14 protein-coding genes and 1 riboswitch are annotated in these 15,414 nt (G+C 41.6%); of the genes, 9 read left to right on the forward strand and 5 right to left on the reverse strand.

Features of this window, described 5'->3' with window-relative positions; genetic code table 11:
• Positions 1-94: 94 nt before the first annotated feature.
• Positions 95-649, reverse strand: a complete 555-nt coding sequence (locus tag ACZ5B7_RS07800; RefSeq protein ID WP_378585566.1) for a GNAT family N-acetyltransferase — start codon at positions 647-649, stop codon at positions 95-97.
• 166 nt (positions 650-815) lie between these two features.
• Positions 816-923, forward strand: a riboswitch (TPP riboswitch).
• 72 nt (positions 924-995) lie between these two features.
• Between ACZ5B7_RS07800 and thiT the strand changes: the two genes are divergently transcribed.
• The 5 genes from thiT (at position 996) to ACZ5B7_RS07825 (ending at position 4,707) form a co-directional block, all read left to right on the forward strand.
• Positions 996-1,583 (forward strand): energy-coupled thiamine transporter ThiT, encoded by a 588-nt coding sequence (gene thiT / locus ACZ5B7_RS07805; protein ID WP_464493341.1) that lies wholly within the window; start codon positions 996-998, stop codon positions 1,581-1,583.
• Positions 1,584-1,723: 140 nt separating this feature from the next.
• The gene (locus tag ACZ5B7_RS07810) at positions 1,724-1,948 is read left to right on the forward strand and encodes a FeoA family protein (protein WP_213116719.1); all 225 of its coding nucleotides are present in this window, start codon (positions 1,724-1,726) and stop codon (positions 1,946-1,948) included.
• The gene (gene feoB / locus ACZ5B7_RS07815; RefSeq protein ID WP_464493342.1) at positions 1,949-3,952 is read left to right on the forward strand and encodes a ferrous iron transport protein B; all 2,004 of its coding nucleotides are present in this window, start codon (positions 1,949-1,951) and stop codon (positions 3,950-3,952) included.
• A 19-nt stretch (positions 3,953-3,971) separates the two neighbouring features.
• Positions 3,972-4,130, forward strand: a complete 159-nt coding sequence (locus tag ACZ5B7_RS07820) for a FeoB-associated Cys-rich membrane protein (RefSeq protein WP_213141096.1) — start codon at positions 3,972-3,974, stop codon at positions 4,128-4,130.
• Between the two features lie 118 nt (positions 4,131-4,248).
• Positions 4,249-4,707 (forward strand): helix-turn-helix transcriptional regulator, encoded by a 459-nt coding sequence (locus tag ACZ5B7_RS07825; protein WP_464493343.1) that lies wholly within the window; start codon positions 4,249-4,251, stop codon positions 4,705-4,707.
• Positions 4,708-5,478: 771 nt separating this feature from the next.
• Here the strand turns inward: ACZ5B7_RS07825 and ACZ5B7_RS07830 are convergent.
• Positions 5,479-6,393, reverse strand: coding sequence for a nuclease-related domain-containing protein (locus tag ACZ5B7_RS07830; RefSeq protein WP_464493344.1), 915 nt, complete (start codon positions 6,391-6,393; stop codon positions 5,479-5,481).
• A 502-nt stretch (positions 6,394-6,895) separates the two neighbouring features.
• Here ACZ5B7_RS07830 and ACZ5B7_RS07835 point away from each other — a divergent pair.
• From ACZ5B7_RS07835 to fumC, 3 genes are all read left to right on the forward strand, one after another.
• The gene (locus tag ACZ5B7_RS07835) at positions 6,896-8,653 is read left to right on the forward strand and encodes an ABC transporter ATP-binding protein (protein WP_464493345.1); all 1,758 of its coding nucleotides are present in this window, start codon (positions 6,896-6,898) and stop codon (positions 8,651-8,653) included.
• Positions 8,650-10,668 carry an ABC transporter ATP-binding protein gene (locus ACZ5B7_RS07840; protein ID WP_464493346.1) on the forward strand — a complete coding sequence of 673 codons (2,019 nt, stop codon included), beginning with the start codon at positions 8,650-8,652 and terminating at the stop codon, positions 10,666-10,668. The genes ACZ5B7_RS07835 and ACZ5B7_RS07840 overlap by 4 nt, the downstream gene beginning before the upstream one ends.
• A gap of 302 nt (positions 10,669-10,970) precedes the next feature.
• Positions 10,971-12,350: a class II fumarate hydratase gene (gene fumC / locus ACZ5B7_RS07845; protein ID WP_464494454.1), complete on the forward strand. Its 1,380-nt coding sequence runs from the start codon at positions 10,971-10,973 to the stop codon at positions 12,348-12,350.
• Positions 12,351-12,423: 73 nt separating this feature from the next.
• Here the strand turns inward: fumC and ACZ5B7_RS07850 are convergent, their stop codons facing one another.
• The gene (locus ACZ5B7_RS07850) at positions 12,424-12,627 is read right to left on the reverse strand and encodes an alpha/beta-type small acid-soluble spore protein (protein WP_213116711.1); all 204 of its coding nucleotides are present in this window, start codon (positions 12,625-12,627) and stop codon (positions 12,424-12,426) included.
• A 386-nt stretch (positions 12,628-13,013) separates the two neighbouring features.
• Between ACZ5B7_RS07850 and ACZ5B7_RS07855 the strand changes: the two genes are divergently transcribed.
• Positions 13,014-13,187 (forward strand): hypothetical protein, encoded by a 174-nt coding sequence (locus ACZ5B7_RS07855; RefSeq protein WP_464493347.1) that lies wholly within the window; start codon positions 13,014-13,016, stop codon positions 13,185-13,187.
• 63 nt (positions 13,188-13,250) lie between these two features.
• Here the strand turns inward: ACZ5B7_RS07855 and ACZ5B7_RS07860 are convergent, their stop codons facing one another.
• Positions 13,251-14,363, reverse strand: coding sequence for an ABC transporter ATP-binding protein (locus tag ACZ5B7_RS07860; RefSeq protein ID WP_213141090.1), 1,113 nt, complete (start codon positions 14,361-14,363; stop codon positions 13,251-13,253).
• 110 nt (positions 14,364-14,473) lie between these two features.
• Complete coding sequence (locus ACZ5B7_RS07865; protein ID WP_464493348.1) at positions 14,474-15,376, reverse strand: PucR family transcriptional regulator; 903 nt, start codon at positions 15,374-15,376, stop codon at positions 14,474-14,476.
• Positions 15,377-15,414 lie beyond the last annotated feature (38 nt).

A 15,414-nucleotide genomic window follows, 5' to 3' on the forward strand; every position in this document is an offset into this window, starting at 1 on the left:
GAGTATAGTTTTATTATTTCAAAAAAATGCTTCTTGAGCAAATTAATGAACAAACCAATAAAAAAGCTGCCATCTGGCAGCTGGTGAAAGGGGTTTAATATGAGAGGGGCTGCTGCCATTCGCGGGCGAGCATACTGTACACGATAATATCATGGAAATAACCATTTAAATGTTCTCCGTCCCTTAATAAACCTTCTTTTCGAAATCTTAGTTTTTCGGGAATAGCTCGGCTTCTGATGTTCTTTACTCCACAGCGGATTTCAATCCGGTTTAGGCCTAAATCTAAAAATGCATAATTAAGCACGGCATGAACAGAGCGGATCATAATCCCATGACCTTCTGCATCCTTTGCTAAATAATAACCGATGCTGGCCATTTTATTGTACCAGTCAATTTGATGAAGTCCGATTGATCCAACAAGCCTTCCTTTGTAGAGGATGCCAAGGTTGCAGGCGGTGCCCTCGGCCAATTGATTCAGCCAATGGGGGATCACAGTTTCGAATTGATAGGGAGTGGTCATGCTATCGACCCAGGGAAGCCATGTTCGCAAGTGGTCACGGTTATCCTCGACAAGCTGATAAAGCTGTAAGGCATGCTGGCGTTGAAAGACAAGAAGCTCAATTTCATGGTCAGCCTTTAAAGTAAACATAGGTCATAACTCCTGGAATTTTTTTACTATATACTATGCAAATTGGGTTTGGGCTGTGATGCTGTTTTTTTTGGGGAAAAAACAGGTCCGGATTTGCAACACGTTTGTAATATTTTCCTTGTCAAACCTTTTAAACAGTAGTATCATTCGTTATGTAAACAAGTAAATAGTCCACAGGGGGAGCTGCGCATAAGCGGCTGAGAGTGAACGTTCGAGTTCTGACCCTATGAACCTGTTAGTTAACGCTAGCGTAGGGATGTGGTTTTGCCGATATTAGAAAGCAATGCAGACAATCCTTACGTCTTGCATTGCTTTTTTATTTTTTATAAATAAGGGGGAAAATGGTGTGAATCAAAAAGGAAGCAGTACACGTTTTATCGCAGAGGTTGCCGTCTTTTCGGCACTTGCTTATTTATTAGACTTAGCTGCAAGTATTTTGTCCTTAAAAATTTGGCCGCAAGGAGGATCAATCTCCATTGCGATGGTTCCGGTTTTTATTATGGCGTATCGCTGGGGAATTAAGGGCGGCTTATTAACTGGCTTCTTGTTGGGATTATTGCAATTCATTCTTGGTTTTGCGCAAATCTACACGATTATTCAGGGAATTATCGATTATTTTATTGCGTTTACGGTTCTCGGTTTTGCCGGAATTTTTGCACGCCAGGTTAAGAACGCTCTTGAAGAGGGGAATAAAGGAAGCTGGATGGTTTATTCCGTGATAGGAACGTTCCTGGGAAGCCTGCTTCGGTATATCTGTCATGTTTATTCCGGAATTGCTTTCTTTGGGGAGTATGCTCCTAAAGGCCAGCCGGTAGCCGTTTATTCCTTGATTTATAATGGGACCTATATGCTGCCAAACTTTATCATCAGTGCCATAATCGTTGTTTTAGTCCTTGCGGCTATGCCGAAAAGAATGGTTGTTAAATATCAATAACATTTAATGAAGAAAAGCCAGGTGCTTTTCTTTTTTTCTTTTTTTGTCACAAATTTTTATATTTTTTTTAAAAATTTAGGTGTAAAATGACAATATAGAAAGATAATCATTCTCAATTACAACGGATTGGGTGATAATATATGTTTACATCTTTGAAAGCAGGGGAAAAGGGGAAAATTGTTGATATTTCCCATGTCGGTAACCTTGTGAAAAGACGTCTGCTTGATTTAGGAATTACCGAAGGATCGGAAATATGTGTGAAATGCGTTATGCCTTTTGGCGGCCCGATTATGATTGAGTCCTGCGGCCAATGCGTCGGAATTCGCCGCAAGGAAGCCGTCCAGATTGAAGTGGAGAGAATATAAATGGAAATTGCTCTTATTGGAAACCCGAATACTGGAAAAACATCATTGTTTAATAACCTCACAGGTTCCTATGAGTATGTGGGCAACTGGAGCGGAGTAACGGTTGAAAAGAAAGTTGGCGTTTTCAAAAATAATATTGGCAGATTAATAGATTTGCCGGGTGTCTACACACTAAACCCGCTTTCAAGAGATGAGGGAGTCGTCACTTCCTTTTTTCTAAACGATTCCGTCGATCGGCTATTGAATATATTGGATGCATCTCAATTAGAACGGAATCTACATTTAACCATGCAGCTGCTGGAGTTTGAAAAGCCGCTTTTAATTGGTTTAAATATGATTGATGTCGCTAGTCAGCGCGGGATTATGATTGATGCCAAGAAACTTTCGGAAAAACTGGGTGTCCCGGTTGTACCCGTCGTCGCCAGAAGCGGTAAGGGCTGTGATCAATTAGTTGATACTATTTCCACAAAATCGTTTACGCCGGTGAAAAAGAACCTTGTAAACTATGGTGTGGAAGTGGAAAAAGCAATAGCCGACCTATCTCAGGAGCTGGCTGGGAAAACGGAGAATTCAAAACGCTTTTTGGCGATTCAGTATTTTGAAGGAAATGAATACGTAAAAAATTACGTAACGCGAATTGTGGATGGCGAAAAACTTGAAGCTCTTTCAGCTAAATTGGAAGAGTCCATCAAGAAATCGTATGACGTTAAAACATTACCAAACTTTATTTATATGAAAAGAAAAGCAGCGATTGAAAAAATTATTGCTGAAACAACGAGTAAACGTGATGGTGTCGTGCCATTATCTGAAAAAATTGACAGTATTGTCACCAATAAATATCTTGGTATGCCAATCTTCTTATTGCTTATGTATTTAATGTTTATGCTGACATTTGATTGGCTGGGGACGCCGATGTCGGATGCACTTGATGGGTTATTGACTGGACCGGTCGCGGCTGGTATTGAAAAAGCCCTGACGGCTGTTCATGCGTCTGCCTTTATTCATGCGCTGATTATTGAAGGATTAGTTGCCGGGGTTGGCGGTGTTCTTGTTTTTGTACCGCAGATTTTTATTTTGTTCTTTTTCATATCGTTATTAGAGGATTCCGGCTATATGGCCCGTGTTGCGTTGGTTATGGACAGAATTATGGAATCGGTTGGGTTGAACGGGAAAGCGTTTATCCCAATGATGATTGGGTTTGGCTGTAATGTTCCGGGCATCATGGCGGCAAGAACGATCGAAACACCGCGCGAACGGCTGTTAACAATCTTGCTGACTCCGTTAATGTCTTGCTCAGCACGTCTGCCTGTGTATGCCTTATTTGTCGGGGCATTTTTTGCAGCCCATAAAGCTTTTATTGTCTTAAGCTTATATGTATTAGGGATTGTAATCGCGTTAATCTTAGCAAAAATCTTTTCATCGACCATGTTAAAATCGCAGACTTCCTTATTTGTCATTGAATTGCCGCCATATCGGCTGCCGCAGTTTCAATCCTTATGGAGAAGCACCTGGGATAAAGGCAAGGGATTTGTACGGAAAGCAGGTACGTTTATATTTGCCGGTTCCGTTTTTATTTGGATTTTATCCTATGCAGGGCCGGGCGGCTTGAAGGTGGAAATGGATGACAGTTTCCTTGCGGCAATCGGTGGTGTCATTGCCCCGATTTTTGCCCCAATTGGCTTTGGCACATGGCAGGCAGCAGCATCCTTAATTACCGGCTTCCTTGCCAAAGAAGCAATCATTTCGACGATGAACATTATTTATTTTGTGCCGAATGATTCGAGTCTGCAGGGGCTGCTGGCCAATTACTATACACCGCTTGCTGCGTACAGCTTTATGGTGTTTATTTTATTGTACATTCCATGCTTGGCCACTACCGCAACCATTTATAAAGAAACTGGCTCAAAAAAATGGACAGCCTTCGCGATCGGCTATGCATTAGTCATTGCCTATGTTTTATCGCTGATTATTTATCAGGGCGGCAAGCTGTTTGGTCTGGTATAAACAAAAGGAGTGAAATTCTATGATTGCTAGCATTGTTATTGGAGTTGCTATTTTTGGATATGCCGCTTGGGCACTTGTACGATTTATTAATCGCTCGAAACAAGGAAAATGTGCTGCATGCGAATTGAACAAATCTTGCTCAGGCGGATGTAGTGTACCGCCAGAAATCAGTAAGTAATGAATGAACTGCTATCTTATGGGATAGCAGTTTTTTTTATGTGAATACCCTTATTACTTTTAAAATCAGGAAAACTTGTGTAAAATTACACTAGAAGTTATTGAAGGAAGGGCTTTGTATGACCAGAGATGAAATTATTCAGATTGTTTCAGAGAAATTGCGGCTAATCCGGACTGAAGCAGGCTACACTCAGGATAAAATGGCAGATATTATTGGTGTTTCTAAGAAAACCCTTGTACAGATTGAAAAAGGAAGAGTTCTTGCCAACTGGTCAACGGTAGTTTCTGTTTGTGCCTTATTTCGTGAAACAGAAACGGTCCAATTTTTATTTGGAAACGAGCCCCTTGAAGTACTTGAAACGGTAGCAAGAGAAGGCATTGATTACCGGAAAGCCAAAACACTTGGCGGCCGGGTCTGGTGGCGGGTCGTTGTAAAGAAGAACGGATTCGTCCTCCAGCAGAATATTCTAAGCAAGCATTTTCGGATCTTGGATGGGGGAAATTACCGTATTTTCAGCAGCTTTGACGAAAAGCTTTCTAAGCAGCGGTTCAGGGAATTGTCTAAAAGTGAAGACTAGATACATGAAGATGGGATGGCCGTGGGTGGGGGCTGTCTTTTTTCTTTTTATGGAATGGTTGCTTTGGTGGTTATGAAAGGCTTCATAACGCCGGACGTGAGGGAAAAGAATTAGTTCGGTAGTTATGAAAGTTTTATAACGCCTGGGCGAGAATGGAAAAGGGAAGTACGGTAGTTATGAAAGCTTTATAACGCCCGGGCGAGGAAGGAAAAGGGAAGTACGGTAGTTATGAAAGCTTTATAACGCCCGGGCGAGGAAGGAAAAGGGTAGTTCGGTAGTTATGAAAGCTTTATAACGCCCGGGCGGGGAAGGAAAAGGGAAGTACGGTAGTTATGAAAGCTTTATAACACCTGGACGAGGAAGGAAAAGGGAAGTACGGTAGTTATGAAAGCTTTATAACGCCCGGGCGAGGAAGGAAAAGGGTAGTTCGGTAGTTATGGAGCCTTTAAAACGCCCGGGCGAGGAAGGGAAAGGGTACTTTGGTAGTTATGAAAGCCTTTATAACGCCCGGGCGAGGAAGGAAAAGGGAAGTACGGTAGTTATGAAAGCTTTATAACGCCCGAGCGAGGAAGGGAAAGGGTACTTTGGTAGTTATGAAAGCCTTTATAACGCCCGGGCGAGGATGGAAAGGAAAGCTTCGGTAGTTATGAAGTCTTTATAACGCCCGGGCGAGAATGGAAAAGGTACTTCGGTAGTTATGAAAGCTTTATATCGCCCAAGCGTGAGTGGCTAACACCGAAACCACATTGGAACTACTCCGATAAAAACACTTCAAACATAATAGGTATACTTTTTCTTTCCACAAGCTTTATAATTCTCAACAAGAACTCGATGAATCAGCTTTTTCGACACTCTATCCCCACACCACTCATAAACCAAATTCACCGTAATCCGCATCTCCGGAAAAAGCAATACCAACTCCCTCACACACCGCAGCACCGCAGACTCCATCCGTTCCTCACACCCACAAGTATTACAAACCATTTTCCTCTCCTCAACAGACACCGAAAATGAGTTGCACTTCGAACAATAAGGACCCTTTCTCAGTTCCTCATAACTATAAGCGGGCTTTGGAGGATTTGGATAATCACCTTGATCCAGAGAAATTAATAGGTCTGCAAGCCTCTCATGGCCGCCATTCAGGTTTGATGGGATATTTTCTAATTTTCTTATGAAGCGATTGATTTGTGTTGGGAGAATAACATGAATATTTTGAGGAGCATTGTATAGGGTAAATGTGGGGCTAATATGAACCACGTAGGATTCAACCGGCAGATTAAATCTGTACTCTTCGAGAAGCTGCCGCAGCTTGGACTCGGCCTTCAACAATTGAAGGATAGGGTCGTCAATTTCGGTATCATTTTTACAAAAACGGTCAGGATCAGACTTATAAATATAGTCTCCTTCAAAATTTTTAACGTCAATCAGGTAAATCGTTTTTTGAAAAATAATCACCGTATCGATTTGAAAATGCTTTTCTTTCAATTTAAAGAGTAAGCCATTTAATACAATGCAGTTATTCTTCAATTCTTGGGTAATTGCATCAAACATCACTTCTCCTTGATAGCCTTTTTCAAGAGCGTAGTACTTTCTACCGTCTTTGTCAGAAAGGTTCATCCGCGGGTTTAAGGCCCGTAATTCAAGTAACTCCTTTGGTTCATGGCGTGATTTTTTTGGTGTAGGCATAGTCCATATCCTTTCAAATTTATTAAATATCCATCCCCCATTTTACTCCAATTTACAGACAGGCAGTTTCAAAATGTATGAATCTTTTGTTAACAGCAGCCGATAAGATAATTCCGAAAAATGGGAATTGACAATTAAAAAATATGGTGTTAATCTTACAAAGTAAGAAAAAAAAGGAAATGGAGGGCTGCAAAATGATTATTTTAAACCACTTAACTAATCAATCAACTGAATATGTTAACGCAGCCACCCCTAAAGGGATTTCCTTGTAATCTACACTTCACTTATGTATTTTCAAACACAGGCTGCGTTACTTTGTGATGCGCGGCGTGTGTTTTTTATTTTTAAATAAGAGGCATACTGCACAGTTGCGGCAGTATGTCTCTTTTTTTATAAAAAAAGGAGGAATTAGCATGCTGAAAAGACTCAATGTAAGGCTCGCACACAAAATAGGAGATCTAGAAAGCGGATAGATTAAAACAGAAATAGGGGGAAAAACAGCATGTTTTCCGTATTGAATAAATTAAGCTGGTTTTTTAAAGAAAATTGGAAGCGCTACCTAGTAGCGGTCACTTTACTTATATTCGTTGGTTTGTTGGATGTCATACCGCCCAAATTAATCGGTTTGGCGATTGACGATATTCATTCTGGGGCGATGACAAATCAGAATATCTTCATGTATCTTGTCTATCTCACCATCATTATGGTTTCATCCTACGCCATCACTTATATATGGCAATATCAATTGTTCGGCGGTGCTTTTTTAATCGAAAGAAAGCTGCGCTCAAGATTTATGGGCCATCTTTTAAAAATGACGCCGGCCTTTTTTGAAAAGAATCGTACCGGGGATTTAATGGCTCGGGCCACAAACGATTTAAAAGCTATTTCCATTACAGCCGGATTCGGGATTTTAACGCTTGTCGATTCGAGTGTCTGGATGCTGACGATTCTGTTTACAATGGGCGTTTTCATCAGCTGGAAGCTGACCTTGGCGGCGATTCTGCCGCTGCCAATCATGGCCATCCTGATGCAAATGTACGGCAAAAAGATCCACACTCGCTTTACCGAAGCACAGGATGCCTTCGGCGAATTAAATGACCGCGTTCTTGAATCGATCGCAGGAGTAAGAGTCATCCGTGCCTATGTCCAGGAAAATGCGGACCGCGAACGGTTTCACGAATTGACCGAAGATGTTTATCAGAAAAATATAAACGTCGCCAGAATCGATTCGTTATTTGATCCGACCATAAAAATACTGGTCGGCCTCAGCTATTTAATTGGGATTGGTTACGGCGCTACGCTCGTTTTTCATCAGGCTATCACCTTGGGAGACCTCGTTTCCTTTAATGTGTACCTGGGGATGATGATTTGGCCGATGTTTGCGGTCGGCGAACTGATTAACGTGATGCAGCGGGGGAATGCCTCGCTCGACCGGGTCCATGAAACAATCAGCTATCGGGAAGAGGTTCAAAACCCATCCCAGCCAATAAAGGTAGCAAGCCCCAACCCAATCCTTTTCGAAAAAGTAACGTTCCGTTATCCATCTTCGAAAACGGATAATCTGCAAAATGTCACTGTCAAACTGCTTCAAGGCCAGACCCTTGGGGTTGTCGGCAAGACGGGGAGCGGAAAAACCACTTTTATCAAGCAATTGTTGAGGCAATATCCACTTGGAGTAGGCGGGCTTTCAATCGGCGGGGCCTCCATTGAGGACCAAACACTAGAACAAGTGCGCCAATGGATTGGCTACGTTCCGCAGGATCATGTTCTTTTTTCGAGAAGCGTAAAGGAAAATATTTTGTTCGGCTGTAAGGTTGCATCTGAGGACGACCTGCAGACGGCTATAGATCTCGCGGCTTTTCGCAAGGATTTGCAAATGTTACCGGAAGGTCTCGAGACATTAGTTGGGGAAAAGGGAGTAGCGTTATCAGGAGGGCAAAAGCAGCGGATTTCGATTGCCCGTGCACTCATTAAAAATCCTGAAATACTAATTCTCGACGATTCCTTATCTGCGGTAGATGCGAAAACAGAGAAGAAAATCATCGACAATATCCGTAAAGTAAGAAACGGGAAAACAACGATTATCACTACGCACAGAATGTCTGCAGTCCAGCATGCCGACCATATCATTGTCCTTGATGAAGGGGCCATTATTGAGGAAGGAACTCATGAACAGCTGCTGGAGCGGGACGGCTGGTATAAAGAGCAATTCTTGCGCCAGCAGGTGGAAGCCAAAATCGAAGAGGAGGAGTCAGCATGAAGGTTGGCAGACGCTTAATTAATTACGCTTTAATTTATAAAAAAATCATTATCGCGGCCTTGTTCATGCTGACCATCTCGGTCGTTACGGATTTGGCCGGACCATTTATCGCGAAGAACATCATCGATCAGCATATTTTAGGGATTGAGTCGGTTTGGTATGAAACAGGAGCAAAAGGTGATAAAGCCGTTAGCTATAACGGAACGTTTTATAAACGGGAAAAGTATTTTACAAACGGCGAGGAAAAGGGAGAAAAAGTCCGGATCCTTCAGGTAGGAACAAAGTTTGTGTTTATCGAAAATGACCTTGAATTTGATGGGAAGAGAAGTCTCAAAGGCAGCAAACTAATGGTCACAAAAGGGAAAAAGCAAGCAGAATATCCTGCAAAAATTATCAAAGGGCCAGAACTTTTAGCGTTTTATCAGCCAGAAATACCGGGGATTTTAAAACTGCTGGCAGTTTATTTTGGACTCTTGGTGGTATCTGCAGTATTTCAATATGGTGAGCACTTCCTTTTGAAAAAATCAGCCAACCGGATTATTCAAAAAATGCGTGAGGATGTGTTTCATCATATTCAAAGACTTCCAGTCCGCTATTTTGACAACCTTCCGGCAGGCAAGGTCGTTGCCAGAATCACAAATGACACCGAGGCGATTCGCGAGCTTTATGTAACTGTCTTGGCAGCCTTTTTTACAAGCGCTATTTATATTACAGGCATTTACTCAGCTTTGTTTATTTTAAATGCAAAGCTCGCGGCAATTTGTTTGCTGCTCTTGCCCATTTTGTATATTTGGATTTTGATTTACCGGAAGTATGCTTCCAAATATAATCGGGTAATTCGTTCGCGGAACAGTGAAATCAATGCGATGGTTAATGAGTCGATTCAGGGGATGAACATAATCCAGGCCTTCAACAGGGAAAAGGAAACTATGAAGGATTTTGACAATCTGAATCATGGCCATTTTACCTACCAAAATAAACTGTTAAACCTTAATGCCTTAACTGGTCACAATCTGGTTGGGATCCTAAGAAATCTCGTGTTTGTGGCATTTATTTGGTATTTTGGCGGTCAGGCGCTTGCACCTTCAGCTGTCATTTCTTTAGGAATGCTGTACGCTTTTGTGGATTACATCAATCGGCTGTTTCAGCCCGTCCAAGGCATTGTCAACCAATTGGCCAATCTGGAGACAGCGCTTGTCGCTGGGGAGAGGGTATTTACGCTGATGGATGAGCCGGGGGAAAATGTCAGTCAGGAACGAATTTCACGGATAAAAGGCAATGTCACATTCGAAAATGTTTCTTTTGGTTACAAAGACGGTGAATATGTTTTAAAGAATATTCAATTTGAGGCAAAGCCTGGGGAAACGGTAGCCCTCGTTGGCCATACCGGTTCAGGGAAAAGCTCCATCATGAATCTGCTTTTCCGATATTACGACTGCCAGAGAGGACAAATCTTGATTGACGGAAAAGATATCGAATGCCTCCCGCGGCAAACGATCCGTCAGCATATGGGGATTGTTCTGCAGGACCCGTATTTATTTACAGGAACAATCTCCTCCAATGTGAGTCTAAATGATCCGTCCATTACAAGCGAAAAAGTCGAAAAAGCATTACGAGATGTTGGTGCGGAGAAAGTATTTAAAAACCTTGAAAACGGTTATGATGAATCGGTTATTGAAAAAGGCAGCACATTATCAAGCGGACAGCGTCAGTTAATTTCCTTTGCCCGCGCCCTTGCTTTTAATCCGGCTATTCTCATTTTGGATGAAGCCACCTCCAGCATTGATACGGAAACCGAAGCGCTGATTCAAGAGGCGATGGATGTCTTGAAAAAAGGGAGAACAACCTTTATCATCGCCCACCGCCTGTCGACAATTCGAAATGCGGATCAAATTCTCGTCCTAGACCGCGGCACCATCGTTGAACGCGGGACCCATGATGAATTAATGGCGCTTAAGGGAAAATATTATCAAATGTATGAGCTTCAGCTTGGAAGCAAAGATATGGCAGGTTAAATGAAAAAGTTCATAAAAAATTCACACCTTCGCCAAGAAAGTGTAATTTTAATCACTTGTCTTCCTTTCACCCCATGATATTGTAGTTTTAATTCAAATTAAAAATGGGGTGGCAAATCAATGTCAGACTACACAGTTGTTCTAACCATTGGCAGTTTTTTAGTTCTTACGTATTACATTGGCTATACTCTTATTAGCAGACATTAAGGCTGCGGACAATGTTCCGCAGTTTTTTTTATTTATAAAACAAATTAGTTTGGGAATACATATGAAAGGATGATAAATAGTGAGGTGGAAAAATGATGGAAAGATTCAGAATTGAACACGATACCCTGGGTGAAGTCCGTGTTCCTGAGGATAAATTTTGGGGAGCACAGACGCAGCGGAGTAAAGAAAATTTTAAAATCGGGATGGAAAAAATGCCGCTCGAGCTCGTTTATGGTTTGGTTTACATTAAGCAGGCGGCTGCTATTGTTAATCATCAGCTCGGTAAATTGAGTGAGGATAAAATGAACGCCATCAAAAAGGTGTCTGAAGACATTTTAGCCGGACAACATGATGAACATTTTCCATTGGCTGTTTGGCAAACAGGAAGCGGTACACAGTCCAATATGAACGTCAATGAAGTCATTGCCAATCGCGCAAATGAATGGTTAAAAAGTCAAAATAGCACCGAAAAGATTCATCCAAATGATGATGTTAATATGTCGCAAAGCTCAAACGATACTTTTCCGACGGCAATGCATATTGCTGCCTTTATAAAAATTGCCGAAAATCTTATTCCGGCAATACAGGAATTAAAAAATACCCTGATAGAAAAGGAAAAAGCCTTCGTAAATATCGTAAAAATCGGCAGAACCCATCTGCAGGATGCAACACCGCTTACTTTGGGGCAGGAAATCAGCGGCTGGAGGTATATGCTCGAGAATAATGAGCGAATGATTACAGAGGCATGCCAGCACCTGCTTCAATTAGCGATTGGCGGAACTGCAGTCGGTACGGGAATCAACGCTAGTCCAGAGTTTGGCGCAAAAGTCGCTGAAGAGCTCCACAAGCTGACTGGTTTCCCGTTTCAAACATCAGAAAATAAATTTCACGCTCTGACAAGCCATGATGAAATCGTTTATGTCCATGGGGCTTTAAAAGCATTGGCGGCCGATTTAATGAAAATTGCCAATGATGTCAGATGGCTTGCAAGCGGCCCGCGCAGCGGCATCGGCGAACTGACGATACCGGCCAATGAGCCTGGCAGCTCAATTATGCCAGGGAAAGTGAATCCAACACAAAGTGAAGCATTGACGATGGTTGCCTGCCAAATCTTTGGGAATGATGCATGCATTGGCTTTGCCGCAAGCCAGGGCAATTTCGAATTAAATGTATTTAAACCGGTGATTATTTATAATTTAATCCAATCAATCAGGCTTTTAACCGACAGCATTCGTTCCTTTAATGTCAACTGTGCAGTTGGCATTGAAGCAAATGAAGAAGCTATTAAAGAGCATGTGGGACGTTCGTTAATGCTGGTTACCGCCTTAAACCCTTATATCGGCTATGAAAAAGCAGCTGCAATCGCCAAACTTGCCTTTAAAGAAAATAGCACCCTGAAGGAAGCGGCAATCAAAACGGGGTATCTAACCGCTGAGCAATTCGATGAGTGGATTAAGCCAGAAAAAATGGTGTAAACAAAGGAAAGCCCCCTCCAAAGGAGGGGGCTCTTAGCCATATTATGAACTTTTATCAATAAGGTTTACTTAATTAGCGTTGGAAACCGCCAAGTTGAGATTCAGCCATAGCGACAAGACGCTTAGTGATTTCTCCTCCAACAGATCCGTTAGCGCGAGAAGTTGTGTCTGCTCCAAGATTTACGCCAAATTCTTGAGCAATTTCATACTTCATTGAATCAAGTGCTTGTTGTACTCCTGGTACTAAAAGTTGGTTAGAGTTGTTGTTGTTAGCCATAGTTAGTTAACACTCCTCTTTTTAGTTTTGGGGTTAGTATGGAGTTGAACCATAATGGGATTATTACCATAGCCTCCTAGGCCTAACCCATGATAATTGTTTTGGTTGGATGAACCGGAGTTGCACCGGTTGTAACCCTGTCTGGCTTCATCCATCGTTGTAAGTGATATTTGTTTTTCTTGGTGGGGTGCTGCTTGTAATCTTATTATGACTAAATCTAAAAAGCTTATTCGAAAATTTTAAGTGGAAATTTATTCCCTATTATAGAGGTTACAAAGTAACGCAAACTAAAGAAAACAAATTAAAGGGTGAATGAGATGACCGTGTGCCCAGTATGTAATGGCTTGAGAGAAGTATATTTATTATGTAGGGATTGTGGGGAGCCAATGTTAGAAAGCGGCAGACTTCAAGATTACTACGACGATTACAGTCCCTATATGGAAATTGATTTAATGAAAATGGAGGATGGATTTGCGGATACCCATTCTGAGCATAAATGCCCGCATCTGTATCGCTGCCCTGCCTGCCATAAAGATGATGTTATTTTTATTAAAGAATAATCAAAAGGTCCTGACCTCATTCTGCGGTATTGCAGAGTAGTCAGGACCCTAAAGAATCATATTTTATTTTTCGCTTTGTGGGCGGATACGTAGCTCTGTTTCCGTATCGAAGAAGTGGGCCTTGTTTAAATCAAATGCCAATTCTAATTTATCGCCAGGTCTTACATCGCTGCGAGAATCAAGGCGGGCCACATAATCTTGGCCTTCGATGCTGGAGTAAATCATTAATTCTGCACCAGTTAATTCGGCAACATCAATATGGGCAGCAATCTTTGTACCTGTGGAAGCTTCAATAAACAATGGCTCATCATGAATATCTTCAGGGCGGACACCAAGGATTAGCGATTTGCCAACATAGCCTTGTTCGCGAAGGAATTTCATTTTTCCTTCCGGAACAGCAATGGAGGTTTTACCAATGATAAATTTGCCGTCTTCTAATTTTCCGTTGAAGAAGTTCATCGCTGGTGATCCGATAAAGCCGCCAACAAAGACATTTTCAGGCTTTTCATAAACTTCTTTTGGTGAACCAACCTGCTGGATGATGCCATCCTTCATAACGACTAATCGGGTTGCCATTGTCATGGCCTCAGTTTGGTCGTGCGTTACATAAATAGTTGTTGTATTTAAGCGGCGGTGAAGCTTGGCAATTTCAGCGCGCATTTGCACACGAAGCTTGGCATCAAGGTTTGATAATGGCTCGTCCATTAGGAATACCTTTGCATCACGAACGATCGCACGGCCTAATGCAACACGCTGGCGCTGACCGCCTGATAACGCCTTCGGCTTACGTGTTAAATAAGCTTCAAGGCCAAGGATTTTAGCAGCTTCTTTCACGCGGCGGTCGATTTCATCCTTAGGAAACTTACGAAGCTTTAAACCAAATGCCATATTATCATAAACGGTCATATGCGGATAAAGCGCATAGTTTTGGAATACCATTGCAATATCGCGGTCTTTTGGTGCTACGTCGTTTACGCGTTTGCCATCAATGAGAAAATCCCCTTTTGAGATTTCTTCAAGACCGGCAATCATTCTAAGTGTTGTTGATTTTCCGCATCCGGATGGGCCGACAAATACGATAAATTCCTTATCATCAATGTGTAAATTGAAATCTTTAACTGCCGTTACCTTGTTGTCGTAAATTTTATAAATATGGTCTAATTTTAATTCAGCCATGTTCACAGCCTCCTTGTGGTTGTTTGTACTTTAAGTTTACAAGGAAAGCGCTTTAATCGATATGGTCAGGCTGCACAAATATTGAAAACGCTTTTTTGGGCAGATTGACATTATCCCTCTTGTTCAAATAGCAGGCATGCTAAAAACACGATAAACGCACCGTTAAAATCCTTTAATACTATTCCTGTTTTATCCACGAATTTATCAATCCGATATTGCAGTGTGTTTCGGTGAATATATAACTTTTTAGCTGTAAGACTGGCATTTAAATTGGTTTCAAGAAATACTTTTATCGTTGCAAACATTTCCGGATCATCACCAAAAAGCGCAAAAACCGCTTCGGGAACCATATTTTTTATTTCAGCAGGCAAGCGGGCAGAAAGGTAAGCCGGAAAAATTCTTTCAAAAGAAAAAATCTTTGAATTGTGCACTTTCACTAGAGCAAACTGGAATAATTCTCTTTCCTCTTGGAAGAAGTCCTTTAACTTATCAGAAAAAGGATGAACTTTTCCGATGAAAAAAGTGACACTTTCATAAAAATCGCTTTCCAATGTTTCTGAAATGGCCAGCAATTCTTCTTCGGAAAGAGAAATTTGTTTTTGTTCCTCTATAACCACACCTTTGGAGTGACTTTCCCAAAGAAACACAGCTTCATCCGAAAAGAAGCCTTTTAACGCAGTTTCCATTTCCTTTTGATCTGTATCATCGCCATTTAAATGAAAATGGATAAAGCGAAATGACGTGTCCTGCTTTTCTGAAGGGAGAACCCCATTTAAAAATAAAAACTCATACCAGGTGTTTACTCTGGACGTCACGGCTGAAGACTGCCATTCCACCAGTTCATACAAAGTCTTTAGAAGGTGGAGCTCTTTATCACTAATTTCCTTTTTGGGAATACCCAGCCATTCATCGGTGGACTGGTCGTAAAAAAGATAAAGCTGTTCAGATGGCACATCTGGCCTTTCGGAAAACAGCAGTGAATTTTCATATACAGTAAGTAATTTTCTAAGCATCGTTCATTTCCCCATTAGATTTCTTAGAGCCTATTATA

This window comes from Neobacillus sp. S1115 (genome assembly GCF_055385565.1).

Coding starts and splice junctions, on each gene's coding strand:
- fumC (WP_464494454.1), top strand. CDS start 10,971: ATGGAAAGATTCAGAATTGAACACGATACCCTGGGTGAAGTCCGTGTT.
- ACZ5B7_RS07820 (WP_213141096.1), top strand. CDS start 3,972: ATGATTGCTAGCATTGTTATTGGAGTTGCTATTTTTGGATATGCCGCT.
- ACZ5B7_RS07835 (WP_464493345.1), top strand. CDS start 6,896: ATGTTTTCCGTATTGAATAAATTAAGCTGGTTTTTTAAAGAAAATTGG.
- ACZ5B7_RS07840 (WP_464493346.1), top strand. CDS start 8,650: ATGAAGGTTGGCAGACGCTTAATTAATTACGCTTTAATTTATAAAAAA.
- ACZ5B7_RS07825 (WP_464493343.1), top strand. CDS start 4,249: ATGACCAGAGATGAAATTATTCAGATTGTTTCAGAGAAATTGCGGCTA.
- feoB (WP_464493342.1), top strand. CDS start 1,949: ATGGAAATTGCTCTTATTGGAAACCCGAATACTGGAAAAACATCATTG.
- ACZ5B7_RS07830 (WP_464493344.1), bottom strand. CDS start 6,393: ATGCCTACACCAAAAAAATCACGCCATGAACCAAAGGAGTTACTTGAA.
- ACZ5B7_RS07860 (WP_213141090.1), bottom strand. CDS start 14,363: ATGGCTGAATTAAAATTAGACCATATTTATAAAATTTACGACAACAAG.
- ACZ5B7_RS07865 (WP_464493348.1), bottom strand. CDS start 15,376: ATGCTTAGAAAATTACTTACTGTATATGAAAATTCACTGCTGTTTTCC.
- ACZ5B7_RS07855 (WP_464493347.1), top strand. CDS start 13,014: ATGTTAGAAAGCGGCAGACTTCAAGATTACTACGACGATTACAGTCCC.
- ACZ5B7_RS07800 (WP_378585566.1), bottom strand. CDS start 649: ATGTTTACTTTAAAGGCTGACCATGAAATTGAGCTTCTTGTCTTTCAA.
- ACZ5B7_RS07850 (WP_213116711.1), bottom strand. CDS start 12,627: ATGGCTAACAACAACAACTCTAACCAACTTTTAGTACCAGGAGTACAA.
- ACZ5B7_RS07810 (WP_213116719.1), top strand. CDS start 1,724: ATGTTTACATCTTTGAAAGCAGGGGAAAAGGGGAAAATTGTTGATATT.